The organism is Streptomyces sp. LZ34, from assembly GCF_053890475.1.
The window spans coordinates 8,603,973-8,629,305 of record NZ_CM132680.1 but is presented as its reverse complement, the minus strand read 5'-3'; the positions used below and the strand labels follow the sequence as shown (position 1 = coordinate 8,629,305).

20 protein-coding genes and 1 pseudogene are annotated in these 25,333 nt (G+C 71.2%); 12 read left to right on the top strand and 9 right to left on the bottom strand.

The annotated features are described in order from the left end of the window. The first annotated feature begins 88 nt into the window (after positions 1-88). The 5 genes from ACWY4P_RS36465 (at position 89) to ACWY4P_RS36445 (ending at position 6,385) form a co-directional block, all read left to right on the top strand. Positions 89-1,705 carry a lyase family protein gene (locus ACWY4P_RS36465; RefSeq protein WP_456213181.1) on the top strand — a complete coding sequence of 539 codons (1,617 nt, stop codon included), beginning with the start codon at positions 89-91 and terminating at the stop codon, positions 1,703-1,705. Between the two features lie 183 nt (positions 1,706-1,888). Further along, on the top strand, positions 1,889-3,169 hold the full coding sequence (gene pcaDC, locus ACWY4P_RS36460; RefSeq protein WP_456204805.1) for a bifunctional 3-oxoadipate enol-lactonase/4-carboxymuconolactone decarboxylase PcaDC: 1,281 nt from the start codon (positions 1,889-1,891) through the stop codon (positions 3,167-3,169). Between the two features lie 128 nt (positions 3,170-3,297). Beyond that, the gene (locus ACWY4P_RS36455; RefSeq protein ID WP_456213180.1) at positions 3,298-4,569 is read left to right on the top strand and encodes an ABC transporter substrate-binding protein; all 1,272 of its coding nucleotides are present in this window, start codon (positions 3,298-3,300) and stop codon (positions 4,567-4,569) included. Between the two features lie 59 nt (positions 4,570-4,628). After that, entirely contained in the window at positions 4,629-5,543 is a 915-nt protein-coding gene (locus ACWY4P_RS36450) for a carbohydrate ABC transporter permease (RefSeq protein WP_456213179.1), read from the top strand. 5 nt (positions 5,544-5,548) lie between these two features. After that, entirely contained in the window at positions 5,549-6,385 is an 837-nt protein-coding gene (locus ACWY4P_RS36445) for a carbohydrate ABC transporter permease (RefSeq protein WP_456204804.1), read from the top strand. A gap of 9 nt (positions 6,386-6,394) precedes the next feature. Here ACWY4P_RS36445 and ACWY4P_RS36440 read toward each other — a convergent pair whose 3' ends face one another. Both ACWY4P_RS36440 and ACWY4P_RS36435 read right to left on the bottom strand, forming a co-directional pair. Then, positions 6,395-7,513, bottom strand: a complete 1,119-nt coding sequence (locus ACWY4P_RS36440; protein WP_456204803.1) for an ArsR/SmtB family transcription factor — start codon at positions 7,511-7,513, stop codon at positions 6,395-6,397. 371 nt (positions 7,514-7,884) lie between these two features. Beyond that, positions 7,885-8,805, bottom strand: a pseudogene (locus ACWY4P_RS36435) (AraC family transcriptional regulator); the annotation flags it as partial. Between the two features lie 100 nt (positions 8,806-8,905). Here ACWY4P_RS36435 and ACWY4P_RS36430 point away from each other — a divergent pair. Further along, entirely contained in the window at positions 8,906-9,820 is a 915-nt protein-coding gene (locus ACWY4P_RS36430; protein ID WP_456204802.1) for an MBL fold metallo-hydrolase, read from the top strand. A gap of 61 nt (positions 9,821-9,881) precedes the next feature. Here the strand turns inward: ACWY4P_RS36430 and ACWY4P_RS36425 are convergent, their stop codons facing one another. Next, on the bottom strand, positions 9,882-11,501 hold the full coding sequence (locus ACWY4P_RS36425) for an MFS transporter (RefSeq protein WP_456204801.1): 1,620 nt from the start codon (positions 11,499-11,501) through the stop codon (positions 9,882-9,884). A 240-nt stretch (positions 11,502-11,741) separates the two neighbouring features. After that, a complete protein-coding gene (locus ACWY4P_RS36420; protein WP_456204800.1) occupies positions 11,742-12,173 on the bottom strand; it encodes a hypothetical protein in 432 nt (143 codons plus the stop codon). A gap of 67 nt (positions 12,174-12,240) precedes the next feature. Between ACWY4P_RS36420 and ACWY4P_RS36415 the strand changes: the two genes are divergently transcribed. From ACWY4P_RS36415 to ACWY4P_RS36395, 5 genes are all read left to right on the top strand, one after another. Next, positions 12,241-12,864: a TetR/AcrR family transcriptional regulator gene (locus ACWY4P_RS36415; protein WP_456204799.1), complete on the top strand. Its 624-nt coding sequence runs from the start codon at positions 12,241-12,243 to the stop codon at positions 12,862-12,864. Positions 12,865-13,030: 166 nt separating this feature from the next. Next, positions 13,031-14,227, top strand: a complete 1,197-nt coding sequence (locus ACWY4P_RS36410; protein WP_456204798.1) for a helix-turn-helix domain-containing protein — start codon at positions 13,031-13,033, stop codon at positions 14,225-14,227. A 102-nt stretch (positions 14,228-14,329) separates the two neighbouring features. Further along, on the top strand, positions 14,330-14,746 hold the full coding sequence (locus ACWY4P_RS36405) for a hypothetical protein (RefSeq protein ID WP_456204797.1): 417 nt from the start codon (positions 14,330-14,332) through the stop codon (positions 14,744-14,746). Next, positions 14,743-14,928: a hypothetical protein gene (locus ACWY4P_RS36400; RefSeq protein WP_456204796.1), complete on the top strand. Its 186-nt coding sequence runs from the start codon at positions 14,743-14,745 to the stop codon at positions 14,926-14,928. The genes ACWY4P_RS36405 and ACWY4P_RS36400 overlap by 4 nt, the downstream gene beginning before the upstream one ends. 552 nt (positions 14,929-15,480) lie before the next feature. Further along, a complete protein-coding gene (locus tag ACWY4P_RS36395; protein WP_456204795.1) occupies positions 15,481-15,630 on the top strand; it encodes a hypothetical protein in 150 nt (49 codons plus the stop codon). Between the two features lie 121 nt (positions 15,631-15,751). Here ACWY4P_RS36395 and ppdK read toward each other — a convergent pair whose 3' ends face one another. From ppdK to ACWY4P_RS36370, 5 genes are all read right to left on the bottom strand, one after another. Further along, positions 15,752-18,478, bottom strand: coding sequence for a pyruvate, phosphate dikinase (gene ppdK / locus ACWY4P_RS36390; protein ID WP_456204794.1), 2,727 nt, complete (start codon positions 18,476-18,478; stop codon positions 15,752-15,754). A gap of 463 nt (positions 18,479-18,941) precedes the next feature. After that, complete coding sequence (locus ACWY4P_RS36385) at positions 18,942-20,141, bottom strand: ROK family transcriptional regulator (RefSeq protein WP_456204793.1); 1,200 nt, start codon at positions 20,139-20,141, stop codon at positions 18,942-18,944. Positions 20,142-20,289: 148 nt separating this feature from the next. Next, positions 20,290-21,156 carry a carbohydrate ABC transporter permease gene (locus ACWY4P_RS36380; RefSeq protein WP_456213178.1) on the bottom strand — a complete coding sequence of 289 codons (867 nt, stop codon included), beginning with the start codon at positions 21,154-21,156 and terminating at the stop codon, positions 20,290-20,292. 20 nt (positions 21,157-21,176) lie between these two features. After that, positions 21,177-22,250: a carbohydrate ABC transporter permease gene (locus ACWY4P_RS36375; protein ID WP_456204792.1), complete on the bottom strand. Its 1,074-nt coding sequence runs from the start codon at positions 22,248-22,250 to the stop codon at positions 21,177-21,179. Beyond that, positions 22,247-23,656, bottom strand: coding sequence for an ABC transporter substrate-binding protein (locus ACWY4P_RS36370; protein ID WP_456204791.1), 1,410 nt, complete (start codon positions 23,654-23,656; stop codon positions 22,247-22,249). Before ACWY4P_RS36370 ends, ACWY4P_RS36375 begins: the two co-directional genes overlap by 4 nt. A 172-nt stretch (positions 23,657-23,828) precedes the next feature. Here ACWY4P_RS36370 and ACWY4P_RS36365 point away from each other — a divergent pair, with 172 nt between their 5' ends. Then, positions 23,829-25,238: an MGH1-like glycoside hydrolase domain-containing protein gene (locus tag ACWY4P_RS36365; protein WP_456213177.1), complete on the top strand. Its 1,410-nt coding sequence runs from the start codon at positions 23,829-23,831 to the stop codon at positions 25,236-25,238. The last annotated feature ends 95 nt before the right edge of the window (positions 25,239-25,333 follow it).

Below are 25,333 nucleotides of genomic sequence, written 5' to 3'. Positions count from 1 at the left end.
TCTCGCCGCCGACAGCGGGCTGCTGTCGCCGGTGCGGGTCGGGGCGAGCGTTGAGGAGGCCACCGGGGACGTCGCCTTCCTCCAGGCCATGCTGGACGCGGAGGCCGCGCTCACCCGGGCGCAGGCCGCGCTCGGGCAGGCGCCCGGAGCGGCCGCGGGGGCGGTGGCGGGCGTGGCGCGCGCGGAGCTGTACGACGTGCGGGACCTCGCCGTGCGGGCCCGCGCCGGGGGCAACCCGGTCATCCCGCTGGTCGCCGAGATGACGGCGGCGGTGGCCCGTACGGACCGGGAGGCGGCCGCGTACGTTCATCGCGGCGCGACCAGCCAGGACATCCTGGACACCGCCGCGATGCTGGTCGCCGCCCGCGCCCTGCCGCTGATCCTGGCCGACCTCGGCCGCACGGCCACGGCGCTCGGCCGGCTCGCGGCCGCACACCGCGACACCCCCATGCCCGCCCGCACCCTGACCCAGCACGCCGTGCCCACCACCTTCGGCCTGAAGGCGGCAGGCTGGCGCGCCCTGACCCTGGACGCCCACGACCGCCTCACCGCCCTCCGCCCGCCCGCCCAACTGGGCGGCGCGGCCGGCACGCTGGCGGCCTTCGCCGCGCCAGCGGAGGCCCCCGACACGGGATCGGCACCCGGCCAACCAGACCGGCCCGACGCCGACACGGAGCGCGCGCCGACGCCCGACCGGCCGCAGTCCCCCGGCGTGCGGCCGGCGACGGGTCCGGACGCCGAACGGGGCAGGGCCGCCACGACCATGGCGGCCGGCACGGCGACCGCGGCCCCGGCCGACCCGGCCGCCGACATCGGCGGCCGAACGCCCGGCGAGGCCGGCGGCCCGACACCAGCCGCCCCGGCCGGGCCAGGCGCTGCGCCCGGGCCGGGCGGAGACCTTGGGGTCCACCTTGGGGTCCGGCTCGTGGCGCGGTTCGCTGGGGAGCTGGGGCTCGCTGAGCCCGTGCTGCCGTGGCACACGCTGCGTACCCCGGTGGCCGATCTCGGGGCCGCGCTCGCCTTCGCCACCGGCGCGCTGGGCAAGGTCGCGGCGGATGTCCTGGTGCTCTCCCGGACGGAGATCGGGGAGGTCGCCGAGGGCAGCGGGGGCGGCTCGTCCGCGATGCCGCACAAGAGCAACCCCGTCCGCGCCACGCTCATCGCCGCCGCCGCCCGGCAGGCGCCCGGGCTTGCCGCCACGCTCCTCGGCTCGCTCGCCGCCGAGGACGAGCGGCCCGCCGGGGCGTGGCACGCCGAGTGGCAGCCGCTGCGCGAGCTGCTGCGGCTGGCGGGCGGGGCCGCGCGGGAGGCCGCCGAGCTGGCGGAGGGCCTGCGGGTGTTCCCGCGCCGGATGGGCGAACACCTCGCACTCACCGACGGCCTCATCGTCAGCGAGCGCATCGCCGCCGCCCTCGCTCCTCTCGTGGGCCGCTCGCGCGCGAAGGAGCTGCTGACGTCGGCGTCCCGGCGGGCGAGGGAGGAGGGCGGCGGACTGGCGGCGGCGCTGGCCGACGCGCTGGCGGAGGTACCGGGACTCGCGGGCCTGCTGCCCGAGGCGCAGCTGCGGGAGTTGACGGATCCGGCCCGCTACACCGGCTCCGCCGGCGCGCTCGTCGACCGGGCACTCCGCCGCGCGGCTCCTGATGTCCCCGGCTCCCCGCAGACCCCGCAGACCCCGCAGACCCCGCAGACCGACGGTGCGTGATCCCCGGCTCCCTGTCCCAGCCCGGCCCGGCCCCCGGCCACCTGTCCCAGCCCAGCCCGGCCCCCGGCCCTCTGTCCCAACCCGGCCCAGCCCGGCCTCCTGTCCCAGCCCAGTCCAGCCCGTCACCAGCCTTTCCCGAGCCCGCCCCATGCCCAACGCCCACCGCCGCCCGGAGCGCCGACCATGACTGACCTCCCGCACCACCTCCTCGACGGCCCCGCCACCGCCCCGCCCCTCATCCTCGGCCCGTCCGTCGGCACCTCCCTCGCCGTCTGGGAGCCCCAGCTGCCCGCCCTCGCCCGCACGCACCGCGTGCTGCGCTGGGATCTGCCCGGGCACGGCCGCTCCCCCGCCGGGCTGCTGCCCTCCGACGGCAGCGCCACCGTCGGCGACCTCGCCGCCCTCGTGCTGCGGCTCGCCGACGCGCAGGGGTGGGAGCGGTTCGCGTACGCGGGGATCTCGATCGGCGGGGCGGTCGGTCTGCACCTGGCCGCGCACCACCCGGAGCGGGTCGAATCGCTCGCCGTGATCTGCTCCTCGGCCCGCTTCGGCGACCCCGCGGCCTGGCGCGAGAGGGCCGCGCTCGTGCGGGCGGAGGGTACGGATGCGATGGTCGCGAGCCGCCCGGGCACATGGTTCTCGCACCGCTTCGCCGCCTCACCCCGCGCCGTCGCGCTGCTGGAGGACCTGCGGAGCTGTGCCCGCGCGGGGTACGCCGCCTGCTGCGACGCCCTCGCCTCGTACGACCTGCGCTCCGCGCTGCCGTCCATCACGGGCGTGCCCACGCTCGTCGTCGCCGGCCGCGACGACCCCGCCACCCCGCCCGCCCACGCCCGCGAGATCGCGGACGCGGTGCCGGGGGCGAGCCTGCTGGAGGTGGCGGGGGCGGCGCATCTGGCCGGGGTGGAGCGGCCGGAGCCGGTCACGGCCGTGCTGCTCGCGCACTTCGCCGGGGGCGCGGGGGTGGGCACGGACGCAGAGGCGGACATCAACGCCAACACCGGCACCAAAGCCCGCACCGGCACCAGCACCAGCGACGACGCCTCCCGCCGCGCCGCCGGAATGGCCGTCCGCCGCGCCGTCCTCGGCGACCCCCACGTCGACCGCGCGATCGCCCGTACGACCCCCTTCACCGCCCGGTTCCAGGACTTCATCACCCGCTACGCCTGGGGCGAGATCTGGACCGGCGACGCCCTGGACCGCCGCACCCGCAGCTGTATCACCCTCACCGCGCTCATCGCCCACGGCCACGACGCGGAGCTGGCCATGCACATACGGGCCGCCCTCACCAATGGCCTGACCCGCGAGGAGATCGGCGAGGTGCTGCTGCAGAGCGCGGTCTACTGCGGCGTCCCGGCGGCGAACTCCGCGTTCGCCACGGCCCAGCGGGTCTTCGACGAGCTGGGGCCGGCTGACGGCCCCGACGGCCCCGACGGCCCGTCAAACGTCAACCAGAGCAGCTGACATACCGCCGCAACAGCGCTGTCGCAATCCACCCCCATGGTTGATCATTGGGGCCGTACCGTGGTTGGTTGCACGATCCGGTCACAGGGAGCGACGGCGCGAGGGGGCGCAGCATGTCCAGCAATCACATGTCCATCAGCCGCAGACGACTGCTCGGCACCGGCGGGAGCCTGGCTCTGACGGGAGCGCTGGCCGCCGCGTGCGGCTCGAACACCGGCCGGGAGTCGGAGGACTCGGGCGGCAAGCCGGTCATCGAGCAGTGGTACCACCAGTACGGCGAGGACGGCACCGAGCGGGCGGTGAAGCGGTACGCCGCGGCGTACGGCAAGACCGGCAAGGCCACGGTCGAGGTGCAGTGGCGGCCGGGGAACTACGACCAGCAGACGGCCGCCGCGCTGCTCACCACGTCCGGCCCGGACGTCTTCGAGGCCAACGGACCGACGCTGGACCAGATCCAGGGCGGTCAGGTGGAGGATCTGACCGACCTCCTCGACGGCGTCAAGGACGACTTCAACCAGGCGGTCCTCGCGCCCAAGACGTACGACGGCAAGATCTGGGGCGTTCCGCAGGTCGTCGACATGCAGCTGCTCTACTACCGGAAGAGCCTGCTGAAGGACGCCGGCGTGGAGCCGCCGCGGACGCTCGACGCGCTGGTCGACGCGGCGAAGGAGCTCACGGACAAGAAGACCAAGGGGCTGTTCCTGGGCAATGACGGGGGCGCGGGGGTGCTCGGCGGCACCCCGCTCCAGGCCGCGGGGTTGCGGCTGGTCACCGACGAGGGCGAGGTCGGCTTCGACGACCCGGCCGCCGCCCGCGCGCTGGAGAAGATCCACCGGCTGTACGCGGACAAGTCGCTGCTGCTCGGCGCGCCCTCGGACTGGTCGGATCCGTCGGCGTTCATCCAGGGGCTCACCGCCATGCAGTGGTCGGGCCTGTGGGCGTTGCCGCTGGTCAAGAAGGAGCTGGGCAACGACTTCGGGGTGCTGCCGTTCCCGAAGGACGGGTCGGCGGGGAAGCCGTCGGTGCCGGTCGGGGCGTATGGCGCGGCGGTCAGTTCCAAGGCGAGGCACAAGGAGGAGGCGAAGGCCTTCGTGAAGTGGCTGTGGGTGGACAGGACGGAGTACCAGGAGGACTTCGCGCTGTCGTACGGCTTCCACATCCCGGCCCGGATCTCGCTCGCCAAGAAGGCCGACAAGCTGCGCGAGGGCGCGGCCGGGGACGCGGTGCGCTACGCCACCGACCACGGCTTCGCCGAGCCGCTGCTGTGGACCCCGGCGAGCCGGACCGCCTACCAGGACGCGCTCAGCCGGATCATCAAGGACGGCGCGAGCGCGGACCAGGAGCTGCGGGGCGTGGTGCGCAAGGTGGGGGCGGAGCTGCGGCGCGTGAAGAAGAGCTGACGGCGGCGATGGCGCAGGACACGCTGTCGCGCCCGCTTCAGGACAAGCCCGCGCGGGGTATGCGGCGCAGGCTGCTGGGCAAGCAGAACCGCACGCTCTGGTTCTGGGTCTTCGTCGGCCCGTTCGCGATCGGGCTCGGTCTGTTCACTTACGTACCGCTGGCGTGGAGCGTCTACCTCAGCTTCTTCGACGCGCACAACACGGTCTCGCCGACCGAGTTCGTCGGCCTGGACAACTACACGGCGATGCTGCGGGACGACGCCTTCACCGACAGCCTCGTCACCTTCCTGGTCTTCACGGCCTTCATCGTCCCGGCCACCTACGTTCTCTCGCTCTCACTCGCGCTGATGGTCAACAGGCTGCGCTGGGCGCAGGCGTTCTTCCGGTCGGTGTTCTTCCTCCCCGTGGCGTGCTCGTATGTCGTGGCGGCGCTGATCTGGAAGATGTCGATCTTCAACGGGGTGCGGTTCGGGCTGGCCAACACCGTGCTCGGCTGGTTCGGCACGGATCAGATCGCCTGGCTGTCGACGACCGACCCGCCCTGGTACTGGCTGGTCATCGTGACCGTACGGCTGTGGCTACAGGCGGGCTTCTACATGGTGCTGTTCCTGGCCGGGCTCCAGCGCATCCCGCGCGGCCTGTACGAGGCGGCGGCCGTGGACGGGGCGCGGCCGGGGTGGCAGGTCTTCCGGCACATCACCTTTCCGCAGCTGCGGGCGACGTCGATCGCGGTGACGCTGCTGCTGGTCATCAACGCCTTCCAGGCGTTCGACGAGTTCTACAACCTGCTCTCGGACTCGCGCGGCTATCCGCCGTACGCCCGCCCGCCGCTGGTGTACCTGTACTACACGGCGCTGGGGCAGGGGCAGAACCTGGGGCTCGGCAGCGCGGGCGCGGTGATTCTGGCGCTGATCATCGCGGTGGTGACGGTGGCTCAGGCCCGCTGGTTCGGGCTCGGCCGGAAGGAGGACTGACAGTGATGCGAGAGCCCCTCGTCCGCGTCGGCCGCGCGCTGCGGCTCGTCCTGCTGATCGCGCTGGCGATGGTCTTCCTGATCCCCTTCTATCTGCTGGTGCGCAACGGGCTGTCGCGCGAGGAGGACATCACCTCCGCCGAGTGGACGTTCTTCCCGAGCGATCTGCGGTGGTCCAACATCGGCGAGCTGTTCGACGACCCGAATGTGCCGATGGCGCACGCGCTGCTCAACTCCTCGCTGATCGCGGTGGCGACGACGCTGGGCACGCTGCTGCTGGCCTCCCTCGCGGGGTACGGACTCGCCCGGATCCCGTACCGCTACGCGAACGTGGTCTTCTACTGGATCCTGGGCACCCTCATGGTCCCGGCGGCCGTCACCTTCGTGCCGACCTTCGTCCTGGTGTCCTCGCTGGGCTGGGTGTCCACGCTGCGCGGGCTGGTGGTGCCGACGCTCTTCAGCGCGTTCGCGGCGTTCGTCTTCCGCCAGTACTTTCTCGGGTTCCCCCGGGAATTGGAGGACGCGGCGCGGGTGGACGGGCTCGGCTACTGGCGCACGTACTGGCGGGTCGTCGTGCCCAATTCTCGGCCGGTGTTCGCCGCCGTCGGCACGATCGTCTTCATCGGCGCCTGGAATTCCTTCCTGTGGCCGCTGGTCATCGGCCAGGACCGGGAGGCGTGGACCGTCCAGGTCGCCCTGTCGACGTTCACCACCGCCCAGACCGTCAACATCCACGAGCTGTTCGTCGCCGCGGCCGTCTCGATTCTGCCGCTGCTGGTGGTCTTCCTCTTTCTCCAGCGCTACATCGTGGCGGGGGTGGAGCGCTCGGGCATCGACGACTGAGGCGCCGGGCTACAGCCGGGCCGTGCGCTGTTCGGGGGCGCCGCCGCGCAGCAGGGCGGCGCCCAGCGGGGTCAGAGTGTGCAGCACGGCGCTGCCCCGGCGGAGGGTGAGCAGCAGGCCGGCGTCGCGCAGCACGCTGGCGTGCTGGCTGGCGGAGGCGATCGACACGCCGACGCGGCGGGCGAGTTCGCTGGTGGTGCAGCCGCCGCCGACCCCCTGAAGCACGGCGGAGCGGGTCTGTCCGACGAGCTTGCTCAGCGATTGGGCGGCCTCGCGGCCAGGTACGGGAAGGGGGCCGGGAACGGGACCGCGGGCGGAGCCGGGAGCGGAGCCGGGGGCGGGGCCGGGGGCGGGGCCGGAAATCGGCGCGGGCCGGGTGTGGAGGGCCGTGGCGGGACGGGCCGGGGGGCAGGGCGGTACGGGGCGCGGGGTGTGCTCGACCGGGTAGACCAGCACCGGTCTGAGGTCGGGGTCGTAGAGGGTGACCGGGGTTCTTCGGCAGAAGAACGACGGCTGGAGCAGCAGCCCGCGCCCGCCGAGCTCCAGGTCGCGGTCGACCGGGTAGTCGACCTCCAGGACCGGCGGCCGCCAGCGCATCGTGGGCGGCAGGGACGCCAGCAGCCCGTCGGCTCCCCCGTCCAGCAGGGCGCGGCCCCGCACGGCGCGGTCGGCCTCGATACGGGCCTGGAGGCGCGGCCAGTACGGGGCGATGGCGGCCTGGTGGTAGGAGGTCAGCGCGGTGGTCAGGCGGTCCAGGGACCGCCGCTCGCCCTGGCCGAGGTCGCGTATCCAGCCGGGGAGGCGGGCCGCGGGGAGGCGGGAGATCTCGGTGTGCAGCCGGGCCTGCGAGGTGGCGCGCAGCGCCTCCATGCCGTTGTCGCGGCCGATTCCGCCCTCGGCGGGGGTCAGGAAGTCGGGGAAATAGCCGCGTGAGGGAATGAGCGGCGCGAGCAGCCGCGCTTCGCCGTTCAACCTATTTCGCGCCAGTGAACGCCATTCTCCGTATACGGTGGCGGCCCGGTGCTCCCGCAGCCGGTGGAAACTCAAAACCGTTTCCCACAGCGCGTCCGGGCGGATCGCCATCCGCAGCCGGGCCAGATCGAGCTCGCCGAAATGCACACGCAGCACTGGACCCCCACCAAGTGACACCCGTGATCGCCCCCGACCACGGATGAGTATGCACGGTGCCACCGTCAGTGACCACGTCCTTTTGGCCAGAGTTGAAACGGGGCGCGGCGGGCCGGGCGGGGCCGGAATGCTGTTCCTCGTTGAAAAGCGCGGCCACCGGGAAAGGCCCCGGGGGACGTCCGCAATTCAACAGGCGGTGCTCACGACCGGATTGCTCGTTCCCGTGGGGGGTGACGAGTGTGTTACGGCCGTCTGGGCACTTCTGTTGCCGCCCGAGCCGATGCGAGCGGCAACGGCTCCCGTGGGGGGAGTAAGAGGGGGCGGCTCCCGGCCAGGTGCCGCCCCCTCGCCCGCGGGGTGGTCCGTCCCGCGGCGATCTCCGCCCGGTACCGCCCGGGGCTGGTCCCGAACTCCCGGCTGAAGGCGTGGGAGAGGGCGTACGGGGTGCCGTAGCCGACCCGGCGGGCGATGGTGGCCAGGGGATCCGGTGTGTCGCGGAGCTGGGTGGCGGCGAGGGTCAGACGCCACCAGGTGAGGTACGCCATCGGGGGCCGGCCGACCAGGGCCGTGAACCGGCGGGCCAGGGTGGGGCGCGAGACGCCCACCTCGGTGGCCAGGCGGTCGTTGGTCCACGGGGCGGACGGGTCGGAGTGCAGCGCCCGTAGCGCGGCGGCCGCCACCGGATCGCCCAGAACGCCCGGCCAGGCTCCGGACGCGCCCTCGGCCATCCAGGAACGGAGCACGTAAATGAGGAAGAGATCGAGCAGGCTGGGGATCGCCATGCAGGAGCCGGGCTGCTGTCCCCCCAGCTCGCGGCCCAGCAGGTCGATGACGGACCGGAGTTCGGGGTGGCTGCCGACGCGGTTCGGCAGATGGACGACCTCGGGCAGTTCCGCCATGAGCGGGTGTACGCGACTGCGGTCGAGCCGGTACTTGCCGCACACCATCGCCACCTTGCCCGCCGCCTCGCCCGAGACGGCCGCCGGCCGGCGCGGAACCGTCCCGTCCAGCCATCGCTCGAACGGCACCGCCCGCTCCACGGCCACCGCGTCCACGGGAGAGTCGGCGATCACATGCCCCGTGCCGTGTGGCAGCAGCACCGCGTCACCCGCACCGAGCGAGACCGGAGGGCCACCGTCGGGCAGCAGCCAGCAGCCGCCCTCCAGTACGACATGGAAGCCCGCGCCGTCATACGGGGCGAGCCGGGTGCACCAACTCCCGCTCACCCGCACCCGGCTGGAGGAGGGCCGCCCGAGGCGCACGGTCGAGATCGCGTCGCTCACCACATCCATCGAGCCAGGGTATCGGTGGACTCAAGACTGAGCCGGATGCGTATCTGTCTGAGCTCGACGAGCATTGAGGAGATCAACCGCTCCTTCTAGGTTCGAGGACATGAAGAACGAGAGCGTGCAGAGCATCGTGCTGGGCGATGTCGAGGTCATCCGGGTCACCGAGTGGCAGGGGCCATTCGCACCCACCCGCGGCCTCGTCCCGGAGGCGGCCGCCGAGGTGTGGAAGGACAACGAGGAATGGCTGGCACCGGACCACTGGGATCCGGACAGCGACAGGGCGGTGGTCGCCCTGCAGAGCTGGGTGCTGCGCAGCGGCGGGCGGACCGTCCTGATCGACACCGGGGTCGGCAACGGGCGAGAGCGGCCGAGTTCGCCGCAGTTCCACCACTGGCGCGGTGACTTCCTCGACCGCCTGGCGCGGGCCGGGGTCCGCCCGCAGGACGTCGACGTCGTCGTCAACACCCATGTCCACGGCGATCACGTCGGCTGGAACACCAAGGACGCCGAGGGGGAATGGCTGCCGACCTTTCCCCACGCCCAATACCTCATCCCCGCGGCCGACGACCACCACTTCGGCCCGGACAACGCATATGCCAACGGCCTGCGCGAAGACGACCGGCTGATCTACGAGGACAGCATCGCGCCCATCCACCGCGCCGGTCAGGCCGTCCTGTGGAACGGCTCGTACCGCATCGACCAGCACCTCACCCTGGAGTCCGCGCCCGGCCACACGCCCGGCTCATCAGTCCTGCGGCTCGCCTCCGGCGGCGACCGGGCGGTGTTCGTCGGCGATCTGCTGCACAGCCCGGTGCAGATTCTCCACCCCTCCCTCAGCACCTGCTTCTGCCTCGACCCGGCGCAGGCGGTGTCCAGCCGCCGCCGGATCCTCGAACGAGCCGCTGACGAACGGGAGTTGGTCATCCCCGCGCACTTCGGCGGGGCGGGTGCCGTGGAGGTCCGGCGGGAGGGCGGCGGGTTCGCTCTCGATCGGTGGGCGGCCTACGGAACGCGGTAGATCGAGAAGTGAGCTTGACGGTGGTCACGGCCACCGGGCCGCGACCACCGTCATCACCCGGTCACTCCAGCGGTGCGGTCTCGGCCGTCGGCTTCCTCCCCGGGCCGAACAGGAAGCAGAACAAGGCGGCGGCCACCAGAACCACGGCGCACGCCACAAACGTGGTGCGCATGGCGCCTACGAAACCGGTGGCGAACGTGTCGCTGGTGACGCGTTCGTACAGCCTGGTCGCGGCCGGGGTCAGACCGTCCGGCGCCGTGGGCGGACGGAAGTGCTGCCCGGCGGCGGCGCTGTTGTCGATGAATCGCGTACGCAGCTGCTCCGGCAGCCGACCGGCGCGCTTCTCGGCCTCGCTGTGCAACGTCGAGGAGAGGCGGGCCGACAGCAGGGCGCCCAGTACGGCGGTGCCGAGGACGCCGCCGACCTGCCGGGTGGTGCTGGAGACGCCGGAGGCCGCCCCGGCCAGCCGTGGGTCGACGCCGTCCATGGTGGCCTGCTGCAGGGGCGCGAACGTGGCGCCGCTGGCGATCCCGATGATGGTCAGACCAGGCAGCAGACTCCACGCACTGCTAGTGGGGCCGGCCATCGCCACCAGTACGAGCAGACCGACCGCCAGCAGCGTCACCCCAGCCATCAGGATGTACTTGCCGCCGAACTTGTCCGACAGCCGTCCGGCGTACGCGGAGCCGACCACGGTGAGCACGGCGTTCGGCAGCACCACCAACCCCGTCTCCAGCGCCGAGTACCCGCGCGCCATCTGCAGATACAGCACCAGCACAAACATGATGCCGATCATGCCGAGCTGGAAGACGAAGCCGACCCAGTTGCCGACCGCGAAGTTGCGCGCCCGGAACAACGCCAGCGGCATCAAAGGCTCTTCCCGCTGCCGCTGCTGCCGCTGCTGCCAGAGGACGAACACCACCAGCAGCACGACGCCCGCGACGATGACCGAGGCGATGCTGATCGGCCCTGCGATGGTGCCCCAGTCATAGCGCTCCCCCTCGATCAGGCCGAACACGATGCCGCTCAGCCCGGCGGTGGCAAGCGCGACGCCGACCAGATCGAGCCGGTGGGTGCGGCCCGAGCGCATGGGCGGCGCGAAGGTCAGCGCCAGCACGGCGGTGGCGATCCCGATCGGGACGTTGATGAAGAAGATCCAGCGCCAGCTGAGATGAGCGAGCAGAAAACCGCCCACAACCGGGCCGACGACTGGCGCGAAGCCCACGATCGCCCCGAACAGACCGAACGCACGGCCGCGCTGCCGTGGCGGAAAGATCGTCAGGATCGACGAAATGACCTGCGGAAACAGCAGCGCCCCGGCCAGCCCCTGCAACGCCCGCGCGGCCAGCAGCCGACCCGGCGAATCGGCCAGCCCGCACAGCGCCGACGCGACGGTGAAGCCGACGATGCCGATCACGTACAGCCGTCGGTAGCCGTAGATGTCCCCCAGCCGCCCGGTGGTGATCAGCAGCACCGAGAAGACGAGCAGATAGCCGTCGATGACCCACAGCACCTGGTCGTACGAGGCGTCAAGGCTGTCGATCAGGGTGGGGATGGCGACGTTGACGATGGATCCGTCGAGCAACGACATGAAGAAGCCGATGCACATGATCGCGAGGACCAGCCACGGACGCTGTACGGACTGCGTGGTTGGTTGCTCCGCGGATTTGACTTCCGACACTCCGGAAACCTCCCTGAGGGAAGGGAGAACCGGAAGAGCCGACGGACGCACGCACGTCGCCACCATCACAGAACACCCTTCCCAGGATGTGGTGAGGTGACTTCCACCTTCCCCGTGTCATCCGGACCCGGGGGAAGCTGGTTGGCGAGGCGCGAGGCCCGACGGTGAGAAGTCGACTCGGAGCGTAACACGTGGGGCTCGCACGTCCGGTCGATCACGGACGGGGGCAGAAGTCCCCGGTCAGCCCGCCGGGTTCGTGGTGCGGGTGTCCGGAGTCGGCGGCAAGGGGGCGGCAGCCACCAGCAGTGCGGCGAGCGCGATGGGTGCCGCCGCCTGGTATCCGATCCACACCTCGCCCCCGGCACCGCTGCCCCGCCATGCCATCAGCAGGCCGACAAGCGCAGCCAGCACCCAGCCGCTGTCGTAGGCGACCATGAGCCGCGTGTATGTGGACATCGGGCGGCTGCGCACATACCTGATCTCGATCCCGCCGCCGATCAGCAGGGCAACGCCGGAGACGACCATCAGCCAGGTAGATACACCGAGCCAATCGCCGAGCCGCGCAGCGCCAATGATGAAGACGGCACCGAGCAACACCTTGACACTGCCATCGGCGATGGCGCCGACCAAGCGGCGCGTCGCTGACGGTGTCACAGCCTGGGCCTGCGTCATGAGCGTTCCTCCCTGATGCCTGTCCCGTCCATCGTAACGAGATTACTAGGATAATGGAATTATGAGAATGACAAGAGCGGAGACCAAGGAACGCAACCGCCGTGCCTTGCTGGATGCGGCGTTCGAGGTCGTCTCCCGAGATGGGTACCGCGCCAGGCTGGAGGAGATCGCCGAGCGGGCCGACCTGACCACCGGCGCCATCTACTCGCTGTTCGGCAGCAAGAGCGGCCTGGTGGTAGCCCTGGTCACCGACTACCTGCGGCCGCACTACGAAGAGGTCGAACAGGCGATTCCCGCCGAAATGGATCTCCTTGAAGCAGTCGACGCCTTTGCCCGGCACTACCGGCGCAGCTGTGACGCTCCCGACGCGCTGCCTGCCCTGTCGCTGCAGATCACCCTGCTGGACATGACCCTGCACGACCCCGAACTGGGTTCCCGACTCGCCGCGTCCGTCCGGACACAGGAGAGCCACCTGATCGCGTTGTTCACCGGCAGATCACACAACGGGACCGTGCTGACGTCGCATCAGGCGCAGCGTCTGGTCACCGCACTCAGGGCACTGTTCGTCGGCCTCACCCAGGGCGTCCTCCTCGGCCTCGCCCCCGGCGCCGACGAGCAGTACTTCGCCGACGCCGCCCGCGCCCTGGCATCTGACGCGGCCCTCGTCGACCACGATGCGGACGGCTCCTGAGGGCTTCGCGGTCCGGAGTGATGACGGCGGCGCGGGCGCGCGAGCCCTTTCGCCATCTCTCCAGTAGCGCGACGGCCCCCGACGAGTGGTCGGGGGCCGATCAGCCGTACCCGCAGAGCCGACCGCGGGTACCGTTCTGAGTGTCTAGGTCAGAACGGAGTTCAGCATGCCACAGAGCAATGAGGAACACACCGGCGCACGAATCGCGCGCACCCGCCGCGAGCGCGGCCTGACCCAACAAGGTCTGGCCATGCGTGCCAACGTCTCGAAGTCCCTACTGTCCAAGGTCGAGTGCGGCCAGCGGCCCGCCTCGCCATCGCTCATAGCGGCCTGCGCCCGCGCGCTCAGCGTGACCACCTCGGATCTCCTCGGCCAGCCCTACACCCAGGAACTCCGGCGCGAGCGGCTCGACGAGGTCATACAGCCCATCCGAGTGAGCATGGAGAACTGGGACATTCCCCTCGACTGGCAGGTGCCAGCCCGCCCCGTCGCGCTCATCCGCGCCGACATGGAGAAGGTGCTGGTCCAACGGCGGCAAGCCGAGTACCTACCGATGGCCGCCGACCTCCCAGCACTCATCGACGAATGCGTTCAGGCCGTCCACACCACCAGCGGCGAGGAGCAGCGGCAGGCCCATGAGTGCCTGGCGTGGGCGTTCCGGTGCGTCTTCACGCTGGCCTGGTCCTTCGGATACGTGGACCTCGCCACCGTTGCCCTGCAGCGCCTGGACTGGGCGGCACCTCGCGCCGACGAACCGGGCCTTGCCGCCATGTACGGCTACCTGCGCGCCCAGACCACTCTCTCCTCCAGCCGATACGACCTGGGCATGCGCGTCGTGGACAGCACTCTCCGGGACCTGGAAGGTCAGGATTCGCGGAGTACGGACGGCCTGGCCGCGATGGCTGGTGTCCTTCACCTGCGGGCAGCTGTGATCGCTGGCCGAATGAAGCAACCCGCTCAGGTCGAGGCCCGTCTGTCCGAGGCCCGCGGACTGGCACAGCGGACCGGCGAGACCGCCGCCTACGGCGTGGGATGGGGGCCGGCGAATGTCGGCGTCCACGCGGTCTCCATCGCCTGCGACTTGGAGGAGTACGGCCAGGCTGTCCAGCTAGCGGACGATGTGCGGTTCCCCAAGCGCTGGGACCGGTCTCGGGCAGGGCATCACTGGCTGGACCTGGGCAGGGCCAACGTGTGGACCGGGGATTCCACCCAGGCACTCAGCTGTCTGCAGAAGGCTCGCCGGACGGCGCCGCAGCAGACGCGGTATCACCCCACGACCCGCGAGGCGGTCATCGCCCTGCGGTCGCGTGAGCGGTCGCGCAGCAGCGAGCTTGCCGAGTATGCGAGCTGGATCGGCCTGTAGCACCGGCAGTCAACGTCAGGTTGCACAGTTCGGTGCAACCTGACGCCCTGCCAGGTTGGCACGCTGTGACGGTCAGTACACCGTCCGTACATGGAGCCGGCCATGACGATCAAAGCCCTGAAGTGGACCCCGCCGAGCGGATACGACATCAAGGTCGTCCCGACAGGCAAATGGTGGGACTCCGTCAGAGCGTCCGTGAGGGTTGGCGAGCACGCGCTCAAACTCCTCGGCGACGCGTCCGGCGCCGTCATCCAGGATCGGCATGGGCCCCTGTACTGGCTGGTGGCCCCCGGGGCCGCGGACGGCTGGAACGTGCGGGACGTGCAGGTGCTCGGCGCCTCGACCGCCGAGGCCAGCTATGTCGGCGTGCCGCCCGCGCACTGGACGAGCAGCCCGGGAACGTACTGGAGGATCCCTGTGGGTCCCGACTGCTACCTCACCGACGCCCAGTTGCTGCATGGGGCGCTGACCCTGGCCACCCTCAAGGAGCTCGGCCCCGTCCAAGGGGTCGGCCGATGACGTCTCAGATCTGCGCAAGCTGCGACAAGCCAACCAGCAAGCCGGTCGTCGTCGCGATCGAGCACAGCGCGAGCGCCGGCGGCCGCACCATCTACGCCTGCCCCGAGCATGCCTCTCGCTTCCCGCAGCAGCGCGACCCGCTCGCCGCTCTCCGCCGCGCCCGGCAGCTGGGCAGGGCCTGATGGCCGCCCGAATGACTCCGTACCGCCGCCTCGCAAACCGAGACCCCCGGTACGCCGAGGTGCAGGAGTGGTGCCGTGCCCCCGCAATCTGCCGACGCAGGGGTAGCGAGCGCGCGGCCACGTAGGCAGTGGGCCGCTGGCGTCCGGTTCCCCCCGTACCGGAGCACCCACCCAGTGGCCGCCTCACGGCGTCCGCCCGCTTCCGTACCGCCCCTCGGAGGCGGGCGGGCCTGCTTCATCCCCGCCTCGGCGGCGCCGCCGGAGGCGCGGACAGCCGATCGGGCGAATCCCATTCACCACCTTGGAGGCTTCGTGAGCGATTACAGCGAGTACCAGGACAAGGCGAGCGGCACCGCAAAGGGGAAGCACAGCAAGGGCAACAACGCTGGGAAGCACCGCACGTCCGCCCCGGGCGGCGACATGGGGATGGCAGGAGGGTCAAGTGGATGCATGGTCGCGGCACCCTTACCGCTCGCTACTCTCGGGGCCATGACGCTGGTACTCCTCCCCTGGCTGCGGAAGCGGTAGGCCATGAAGATTCGGACTGTAGGGATGTGCCGGCGTCCGGAGTGCGCGGGCGCTGAGCCTCACGAGGATGACGAGGGGACCCGCTTCTTCGGCGTGCCCGCGTGGATGATCTGCCTGGCCGTGTGCGCCGCGATGCCGATAGCGCTGCTCGCCTACACGTACACCAGCCGCTGACCCGATCAGCGAAGGAGGGGGCGGCACCTCCGCACAGGTGCCGCCCCCTTCGCGGTCCGGAGTCGGCGATGGGGCTGAGGGTAGGGTGCCCCGGGCCGACTCCGGTGGTCTGGCTGGCCGGTTACCGCTCCATGACCGCCGCGCGGCCGGCTTCCAGGCGCGCGACCGGGATACGGAACGGCGAGCAGGAGACGTAGTCCAGGCCCACCTCGTGGAAGAAGTGGACGGACTCCGGGTCGCCGCCGTGCTCCCCGCAGACGCCGAGCTTGAGGTCGGGGCGGGTGGCGCGGCCGGCCTCGGCGGCGCTGCGGACGAGGGAGCCGACGCCGTCCTTGTCGATGGTCTCGAAGGGGCTGACGCCGAAGATGCCCTTCTCCAGGTAGGCGGTGAAGAAGCTGGCCTCGACGTCGTCGCGGGAGAAGCCCCAGACGGTCTGGGTGAGGTCGTTGGTGCCGAAGGAGAAGAAGTCGGCGGACTCGGCGATCTGAGCGGCGGTCAGCGCGGCGCGCGGCAGCTCGATCATGGTGCCGAGGGTCAGCTTGAGGTCCACGCCCCGGGCCCGCTCCACCTCCTCGATGACGCGCTCGGCCTCCTCGCGGACGATCTCCAGCTCCTGGACCGTGCCGACCAGCGGAATCATGATCTCGGCACGCGGGTCGGCCTTGGCGTTCCGGCGCTCGGCGGCGGCCTCCGCGATGGCCCGTACCTGCATGGCGAACAGGCCCGGGATGACGAGGCCGAGGCGCACCCCGCGCAGGCCCAGCATCGGGTTCTGCTCGTGCAGGCGGTGCACGGCCTGCAGCAGCCGCAGGTCGTTCTCGTTGTGGTCCTTGCGGGACTCGGCGAGCGCGACGCGCACGGACAGCTCGGTGATGTCGGGCAGGAACTCGTGGAGCGGCGGGTCGAGCAGCCGTACGGTGACGGGCAGGCCGTCCATCGCCTCCAAGAGCTCGACGAAGTCGTCCTTCTGGAGCGGCAGCAGCGCGCCGAGGGCGGCCTCGCGCTCCTCCTCGGTGTGGGCGAGGATCAGCCGCTCGACCAGCTCGCGCCGCTCGCCGAGGAACATGTGCTCGGTGCGGCACAGGCCGATGCCCTGGGCCCCGAACCGCCGGGCGCGGGAGGCGTCCTCGGCGTTGTCGGCGTTGGCCCGCACCCGCAGCCGGCGCACCCGGTCGGCGTAGGCCATGATCCGGTGCACGGCGCCCACCAGTTCGTCGGCGTCGTCGGCGCCCGCGTGCATCCGGCCCTCGAAGTACTCGACGACCGGGGACGGGACGACCGGCACCTCGCCGAGGTAGACCTTGCCGGTGGAGCCGTCGATGGAGACGACGTCGCCCTCCTCGATCACCAGGCCGTCCTTGCCGTCGAGGCCGGGCACCGTCATCCGGCGCCGCTTGGTGTCGACTTCGAGCTCCTCGGCGCCGCAGACACAGGTCTTGCCCATGCCGCGGGCGACCACGGCGGCGTGCGAGGTCTTGCCGCCCCGGGAGGTCAGGATGCCCTCGGCGGCGATCATGCCGTCGAGGTCGTCGGGGTTGGTCTCACGGCGGATGAGGATGACCTTCTCGCCGGACCGGGACCACTTGACCGCGGTGTACGAGTCGAAGACGGCCTTGCCGACGGCGGCGCCCGGCGAGGCGGCGATGCCCCGCCCGAGCTTCCGTACGGTGCCGCCCTCGGCCACCTCCTCGTCGAAGCGCGGGAACATCAGCTGGGCGAGCTGCGCGCCGTTGACCCGGCGCAGCGCCTCGGCCTCGTCGATCAGGCCCTGGTCCACCAGCTGGGTGGCGATCCGGAAGGCGGCCCCGGCGGTGCGCTTGCCGACGCGGGTCTGGAGCATCCACAGCTTGCCGCGCTCGATGGTGAACTCGATGTCGCACAGGTCCCGGTAGTGCGTCTCGAGGATCTCCATGATCCGCATGAGCTCGTCGTACGAGCCCTTGTCGATCTCTTCGAGGTCGGCGAGCGGAACGGTGTTGCGGATGCCGGCGACGACGTCCTCGCCCTGCGCGTTCTGCAGGTAGTCGCCGTAGACGCCCTGCTGGCCGCTGGCCGGGTCGCGGGTGAAGGCGACGCCGGTGCCCGAGTCGGGGCCGAGGTTGCCGAAGACCATGGAACAGATGTTGACCGCGGTGCCCAGGTCGTGAGGGATGCGCTCCTGGCGGCGGTAGAGCTTGGCGCGGTCGCCGTTCCACGAGTCGAAGACCGCCCGCACCGCGAGGTCCATCTGCTCGCGCGGCTCCTGCGGGAAGCTGCGGCCGGTCTCCTTGGCGACGATGTCCTTGAACTCGCCGACCAGCCGCTTGAGGTCACTGGCGTCCAGGTCGACGTCGACGGTCACGCCCTTGGCGCGCTTGGCCTCCTCCAGCGCCTCCTCGAAGAGGTCGCCGTCCACGCCGAGCACCGTCTTGCCGAACATCTGGATGAGGCGGCGGTAGGAGTCCCACGCGAACCGCTCGTCGCCCGCCTGGGCTGCCAGACCCGCGACCGAGTCGTCGGAGAGCCCGATGTTCAGGACGGTGTCCATCATGCCGGGCATCGAGAACTTCGCCCCGGAGCGTACGGAGACCAGCAGCGGGTCGTCCGTCTGACCGAGCTCCTTGCCCATCTTCTGCTCCAGGGCGTCGAGGTGCGCACTCACCTCGTCGCGCAGGGCCGCGGGCTCCTCACCACTGTCGAGGTAGACCTTGCAGGCCTCAGTGGTGATGGTGAAACCCGGTGGCACCGGGAGACCGAGATTGGTCATCTCGGCGAGGTTCGCGCCCTTCCCGCCGAGCAGGTCCTTGAGATCCTTGTTGCCCTCGGTGAAGTCGTAAACGAACTTCTGCTGATCTTGTGTTTCCGGCACGGGACTCGAACTCCTCGGCTCGGCTGCCCTGACGGCGGGGAGCGTACCCAGATCAAAGGCGCCTGAGCATGTCCACTCCCCCGTCACTCGGCCGTAACCACCCGCCTGCCACGAGTTCGAAAGTCACTCGTACGAATGACCCCACCTCTCGAGTTCTTCAAGAATCGAACACACACCCACGCTGCGCCCACATCAAAGCGCTCGATTATCACCCTACGTAATCGAGGGTTCGAGATGTCGAACATCAACAGGTGGCACGGAGTGCCATGACTTGGAGAGGTGAGCACAGCCCCCAACCACTGGACCACCCCCGGGCGGGCGCTCATCTGAGCAATGCGCCTATCAGAGTGGCGCGAATCACGCGCTCTGACGGGGCTTCATCTCGCCTTTTGGATACAACGAGTGGGGGCCTGCTCAAACGAGCACGCTCAGATGGGCAGGGTCGGGGCGGGTCGGGGCGGCTTCAGGCGAGCGCCGCGAGCCGGGCGTCCGCCCGCTCCGGGGAGTACAGCGACTCCACGACCATCGCGGTGGCCCCGACCAGGCTCGCGCGGTCGCCCAGCCGCGAGGTGACCACCTGGAGATTGGCCGTGGTGCGCGGCAGCGCCCGTTGGTACAGCAACTCCCGCACGCCGGTCAGAAACGGCACCCCGGCCAGGTCCCCGCCCACCATCAGCACCCCCGGGTTGAGCAGCGTGACCACGGTGACCAGCACCTCCCCGACCCGCTGCCCGGCCTCCCTGGCCATCCGCACCGCCGTCGGGTCGCCCTCCGCCAGCAGCCCGCGCACATCCGAGCCGGAGGCGGCGGGCCGCCCCGCCGCGCTCAGGTCCCGGGCCAGCGCCCGCCCGCTGGCCACCGCCGCCAGACAGCCGTACGAGCCGCACATGCACAGCGCGTCGGGGCGGTCGTGCAGCCGGATGTGGCCGATGTCCCCGGCCCCGCCGTCGATGCCGCGATAGATCTCGCCGCCGACGACCACTCCGGCGCCTATCCCGGTGGAGACCTTGACCAGGACGAACGCCGAGCAGTCGGGGTAGCCGGCGCGCTGTTCCCCGTACGCCATCAAATTGGCGTCGTTGTCGACCAGCACCGGCACCGGGGCCGCCCCCGCGACCTTCTCGGTGAAGGCGCGCCGGGTCCGCTCCCCGATCGGATAGCGGTCCCAGCCCGGCATGATCGGCGGCTGCACGGCCTGTCCGCTCTCCCAGTCCACCGGGCCCGGGACGGAAAGACCGATGCCGCAGACCCGCCCCGGGTCGCTCCCGGCCCGCTCCAGCAGCGGCCCGAACCACCCGCCGACCTCGTCCAGCACCCGCTCGGGGCCATCCGCTATGTCCAGCGGCGCGGTGTGCTCGGCCAGCGGGGTGCCCGCCAGGTCCAGGACGGCGGCCCGCCCGTGCCGGGTCTCCAGATTGACGGCCAGCACCACGGCATGGCCGGGGTCGAACTCCAGCCGGGCCGAGGGGCGCCCCCCGGTGGAGGTGCCGCCCGCGCCGCCGCGCACCCAGCCCGCCCGGAAGAGCTGGTCCAGGCGGTGCCCGACGGTGGACCTGGACAGCCCGGTGGCGGCCTGCAACTCGCCGCGCGTGGTGGCCCGCCCGCTGCGGATCAGCTGAAGCAGGTGGCCCGCACTGGCCTGGGTCCCGGTGCTGCCCGCCATCTCGCTCCTCACGGCCCTCGGTCGGATACGACCTGCTGCCAGTCGTGTCTGTGGTGCCTGTGTTCCTGTTGCCTGTGTTCCTGGTGCCTGTGTGTCTGTTGTACGTGCTCGCCTGTTGCGCCCGTATGACAGACCGGCACCCGGGTGGCTACCCCTTGTCCGCGCCGCTGGTCAGGCCCTCGGTCAACAGTCGCTCGGCGGCGAAGAACAGCAGCACCACCGGCAGGGTGAGCACCACCGATCCGGCCATGAGGACCGTCTTGGAGACCTCGACGCCGCCCGCGAGCTGCTGGAGTCCCAGGGAGACGGTCCACAGGTCGGGTTCGGCGGCGAGGAAGAGCAGCGCGAAGAGGAATTCATTCCAGGCGATCATAAAGATGTACAGGCCGGTCGCCATGAGGGAGGGCAGCGCAAGCGGCAGCACGACCTTGCGGATCGTCTGCAGCCGAGAGCAGCCGTCCAGCGCCGCGGCCTCCTCGACGCTGTACGGGACGGTGTCGAAGTAGTTCTTCAACATGTACACCGACACCGGCACGGTCTGCGCGACGTAGACGATCGCCAGCCCCACCAGGCTGCCCTGCAGCCCCAGCTTGGCGAACATGACGAACAGCGGCACGGCCAGCAGCGTCGCGGGGAACAGATACACCGCGAGGAACAGCGCCCCGACCTGGCGGCTGCCGAAGAACCGCAGCCTGCTGACCGCGTACGCGCCGGGCACCGCGGCCAGCAGGGTCAGCGCGACCGTGCCGAGCGAGACCAGCGCGGAGTTCAGCAGCATCCGCAGAAAGCCCTGGCCGCCCTCGTCAGCCGACTTGAGGACGCTCCGGTAGGTGTCGAGGGTGAAGTCCTTCGCGGACACCCAGAGGCTGCCGGGGTCCAGCAGCAGCGCGTCGATCGGCTTCACCGACAGCAGCAGCATGTAGCCGAACGGCACGATGGTGATCAGCGCGAGGAAGGCGATCACCACCCAGCGCGCGACGGCGAACAGGCGCTCCTCGAACTGCGCACGGCTCATCGGACGGCGCGTCGGCTGGCTCATTTGGCTGCCTCCTCCTGGGTCTTACGGGCGAAGAAGGCGAAGTAGACGCCGAGCAGGGCCATCAGCACCGCGGCGAGGACGAGGGCCTGGGCGGAGGCCGCCCCGACGTCGTAGCGCGAGGTGAGGAAGTCGTAGACCCGTACCGCGACCACATCCGTCCCGGCGCCACCGCCGGTGAGCAGATAGACGTCGTCGAACTTGTTGAAGGTCATGATGAAGCGCAACACGCTCAGCAGCGCGATCACCGGCATCAGCTGCGGCAGCAGGATGTGCCTCAGCCGCTGGCTGGGCGTGGCGCCGTCGACCTTGGCCGCCTCCTCCAGGCCGGGCGGCACCGCCTGGAGCCGGGCCAGCAGGAACAGGAACGCGAAGGGGAAGTAGCGCCAGGTCTCGAAAGCGATGACGGTCAGCAGGGCCAGCGGTACGTCGAAGCTCAGCCCCGGCAGCTCCACGGTGTACTGGCGGGTGGACAGGAAGGCGATCGGGTCGTCCCAGCCGAACAGCTTGGCCCCCCACGCGTTGACGATGCCGTACTGCGGGCTGAGCGCCACCTGCCAGACGAAGGCGACGGCGACGACCGGGGCGACATACGGCAGCAGCATGGCCCCGCGCAGCAGCCCCCGGCCGCGGAACGGCCGGCGCAGCGCGAGCGCGGTGACCAGGCCGAGGGTGATCGAGCCGAAGGTGGCCCCCGCGGTGTAGAGGAGGGTGGTCCACAGGGAGGACCAGAAGCCGGGCGAGTCGAAGACGGCCGTGAAGTTGTCCAGGGTCCAGTGACCGAACAGGCCCATGCCCTGGATGTCGATGAGCCGGGCGCGCTGGAAGGCCAGCAGTACGGTCCACAGGATGGGCAGCACGACCACGACCAGCACCACCACGAAGGTGGGCGTGACGAAGGCGAGGCCCGCGCGGTTCTCGCGCCGGGCGGCGGCGAGGCGTCGGGGGCCGGGGGCGGGCCGGGTCTGCGCGGGGCGGGCGTCGGCGCCGGGAGCGGGACTCGTGTCGGAGTGGGGACTGGGGTCGGGGTCGGAGTGGGGCCTGGGGTCGGAAGCGGGGCTGGTGGCGGTCATCGCAGGGACCTCCGCAGAGCGGTGACTTCCTCGGCGGCGTCGTGCGCGGCCCGGTCGGGCGAAAGCTGGCCGCCGGTCATGGCGGAGACGATCTTGGGGATGGGCAGCTCGCCGTTGAGCGCGCCGACCAGGGCGCCCTCGCCCTGCTCGATCCCCCAGCGCTTGATCCTGCCGACGCCCGCCGCGAGCTCGTCGAGCAGCGCGTCGGGGAAGACCTCGTTCATCGGCTTCCTGGTGTCGACGCCCATGTCGCTGGCGCGCCAGGCCCGCAGATAGCGGCCCGGGGACTCGGCGGTGCCGGTGCGGACGGGGATCTTGCCCTCGGGCGCCATGCCGAACCAGCCCTCGTAGCCCGAGGTCATCATGTAGGTGAGGAAGGTCTTCGTCGCCTCGGTCTCGGCGGTCTTGGTCACGGTCCAGGAGGTGACGTCGCCGAACTGCGCGGCCTCCCGGCCGTCCGGGCCCTTGAGCGCCGTGACGATCCCGCTGTTGTCGGCGAGGAACGAGCGGTCGCGCGCGCACTGGGGGCAGCTGGGCAGTGCGTCCTTGCGCAGCCCCGCGAGCTCGTCCAGGAGGAACGACGACCAGATGACCATCGCCGACTTCCCGGAGAAGTACGTGGCGCGGGTCGAGTCGACGGTCTGGGTGCCGGGCGCGCCGTGGCGCCGGGCCAGAGTGTCGTACGCCGTGAAGGCGGTGCGGCAGGCCGGGGAGTCCAGCCCCACGTCCCCCTGGTCGTCGATGAGCCGGCAGCCGTTGGCGAGGGCGAGGCTCTCGAAGCTCTGCTGGGTGAACACGTCCGCGGGGTCGGTGGCGGCGGAGATCCCGTCCCGGCCGCGTACGTCCAGCCGGTCGGCGGCTCGCAGCAGGTCGCGGTAGCTGTCGGGGGCCGAAAGACCGTCCTGTTCGAGCAGGTCCTTGCGGTAGACGAGCAGTTGGAGCCAGGCGTCGGACGGTACGCCGAGCCGGGTGCCCCGGTCGGAGGCGAGGCCGAGGGCGTTGGCATCGAAGGTGCCGGGGCCGAGCCGTCTGATCACATCTGCCGGGACGCGGGTGTTGACCAGGCCGTTGCTGTACATCTGCCACATCTGGCCCAGCGGGAGGGCGGCAATCACATCGGGCAGCCGCCCGGCGGCCGCCGCCGACATGATCATCTGGGGCAGCTGCGCCTCGCTCACCCCCACCAGCTTGACGCTGATGCCGGTCTTCTTCTCGAACCGGTCGACGATCTTCTGGGTCGCCGCCATCCGCGGAGGCAGGCTCTCCAGTGACCACACCGTGAGCTTGTTGTCGGGTTTGGCGGGTTTGTTGGTCGCGCCGCCCGAGCACCCGGCCAGTAGCCCGATACCCAGTGCCGCGGCTATCCCGGCTGCGGTCGCCTTCGACCGCCGGGTCCACAGTCGCATCTCTGTCCTCACGCACAACTTATGCTTATGAGCAACGCATCACAGCAGCAGTTTTGCGTATTGACAAGACATAAGCCTGAGATACCTTCGCCGTAACAGCAATGACGAAGCCACAACCCCACCCCCCTCGGAGTCCTTCGTGGAAAGCGGCGAGCTCTTCCAACCCGCGCCGATGCGGCTGCTGCGCGGCGCCCGGCGGGTGCTCCTGGAGAACTGGACCGGCACCTCCACGGTCCCCTCGCGCGGCCTGTACCCGCACCAGTGGAGCTGGGACTCGGCGTTCATCGCCATCGGGCTGCGCCATCTGTCGGTGCGCCGCGCCCAGCGCGAGCTGGAGACCCTGCTGGGCGCCCAGTGGGGCGACGGCCGGATCCCGCACATCGTCTTCAACCCCGCGGTGCCACTGGACGCGTACTTCCCCAGCCCCGACTTCTGGCGCTCATCCAGCGCGGGCGCGGCGCTCGGCGCCCCCTCGGCCGTCGAGACCTCCGGCATCGTCCAGCCGCCCGTCCACGCCCTCGCCTGCCGGCTGGTGCACCTCGCCGACCCGCGGGCCTCGGCCCGCCGCGGCTTCCTGGCCCGGCTGTACCCGCGGCTCGCGGCCTGGCACCGCTACCTCACCGAGTCCCGGGACCTGGGCGGCCACGGGCTGGTGTCCGTGGTCCACCCCTGGGAGCCCGGCATGGACAACAGCCCCTGCTGGGACGCCCCGCTGGCGCGGGTCGAACCCGCCCCGCCCGGCACCTTCCGCCGCGCCGACCTCGACCACGGCGCGGCCGCCGACCGGCCCACCGACCTGGACTACGGCCGCTATGTGCGGCTCGCCGCCGACTACCGGGACCGCGGCTACCGCGACGACGGTCCACCACCCGCCTTCGCCGTGGAAGACCCCGGGGTCAACGCGCTGCTGATCGCCTCCGAGCATGCGCTGGCCGAGATCGCCGCCGCCGTCGGCGCCGACCCGGCGCCACACCGGGCGCGGGCGCGGCGGCTCACCGCCGCCCTGGTCGAGCGCCTGTGGGACCCGGCCGCGGGGCTGTTCCTGTGCCGTGACCTACGCGGCGGCGCGGGCGCAGGGGGTGGCGGGGCGGGCGCAGGGGGCGGTGCGCTGATTCCCGAGCGCAGCGCCGCGGGCCTGCTGCCGCTGATCGTGCCCGACCTGCCGCACGGGATCGCCACCGCCCTGATCCGCACCGCGTCCGGCCCCCACTTCGGCCTGGGCGATCCGGGCGGCCTGGGCGCCTCGGCGCGTCTCGTGCCCAGCTACGACCTGTTGGGGCGCGCCTTCGACCCGTCCCGGTACTGGCGCGGGCCCGCCTGGTTCAACGTCAACTGGCTGGTGGAGCGTGGCCTGCGGCAGCACGGCGCGGTGGACCGGGCCGACGCGCTGCGCTCCACCGTCCTCGACACGGCCGTCTCCTCCGGCTTCGCCGAGTACGTCGACCCGTACACCGGCGAGGCGCGCGGCACCCGCGACTTCGGCTGGACGGCGGCGCTGGCGCTGGACCTGCTGGTGACCTCGGGCGAGGCGGGTGCGGACCTGGTCGCGTCGGAGCGGGAGATGGCGGCCGGATCGGAGTGACGGACGGCCGGAGGCCCGCCGCCCCGGTCAGCCGCCAAACTGGCTCAGCCACTCAACCGGTCAGCCACCAACTGGCTCAGCCACTCACCCAACCG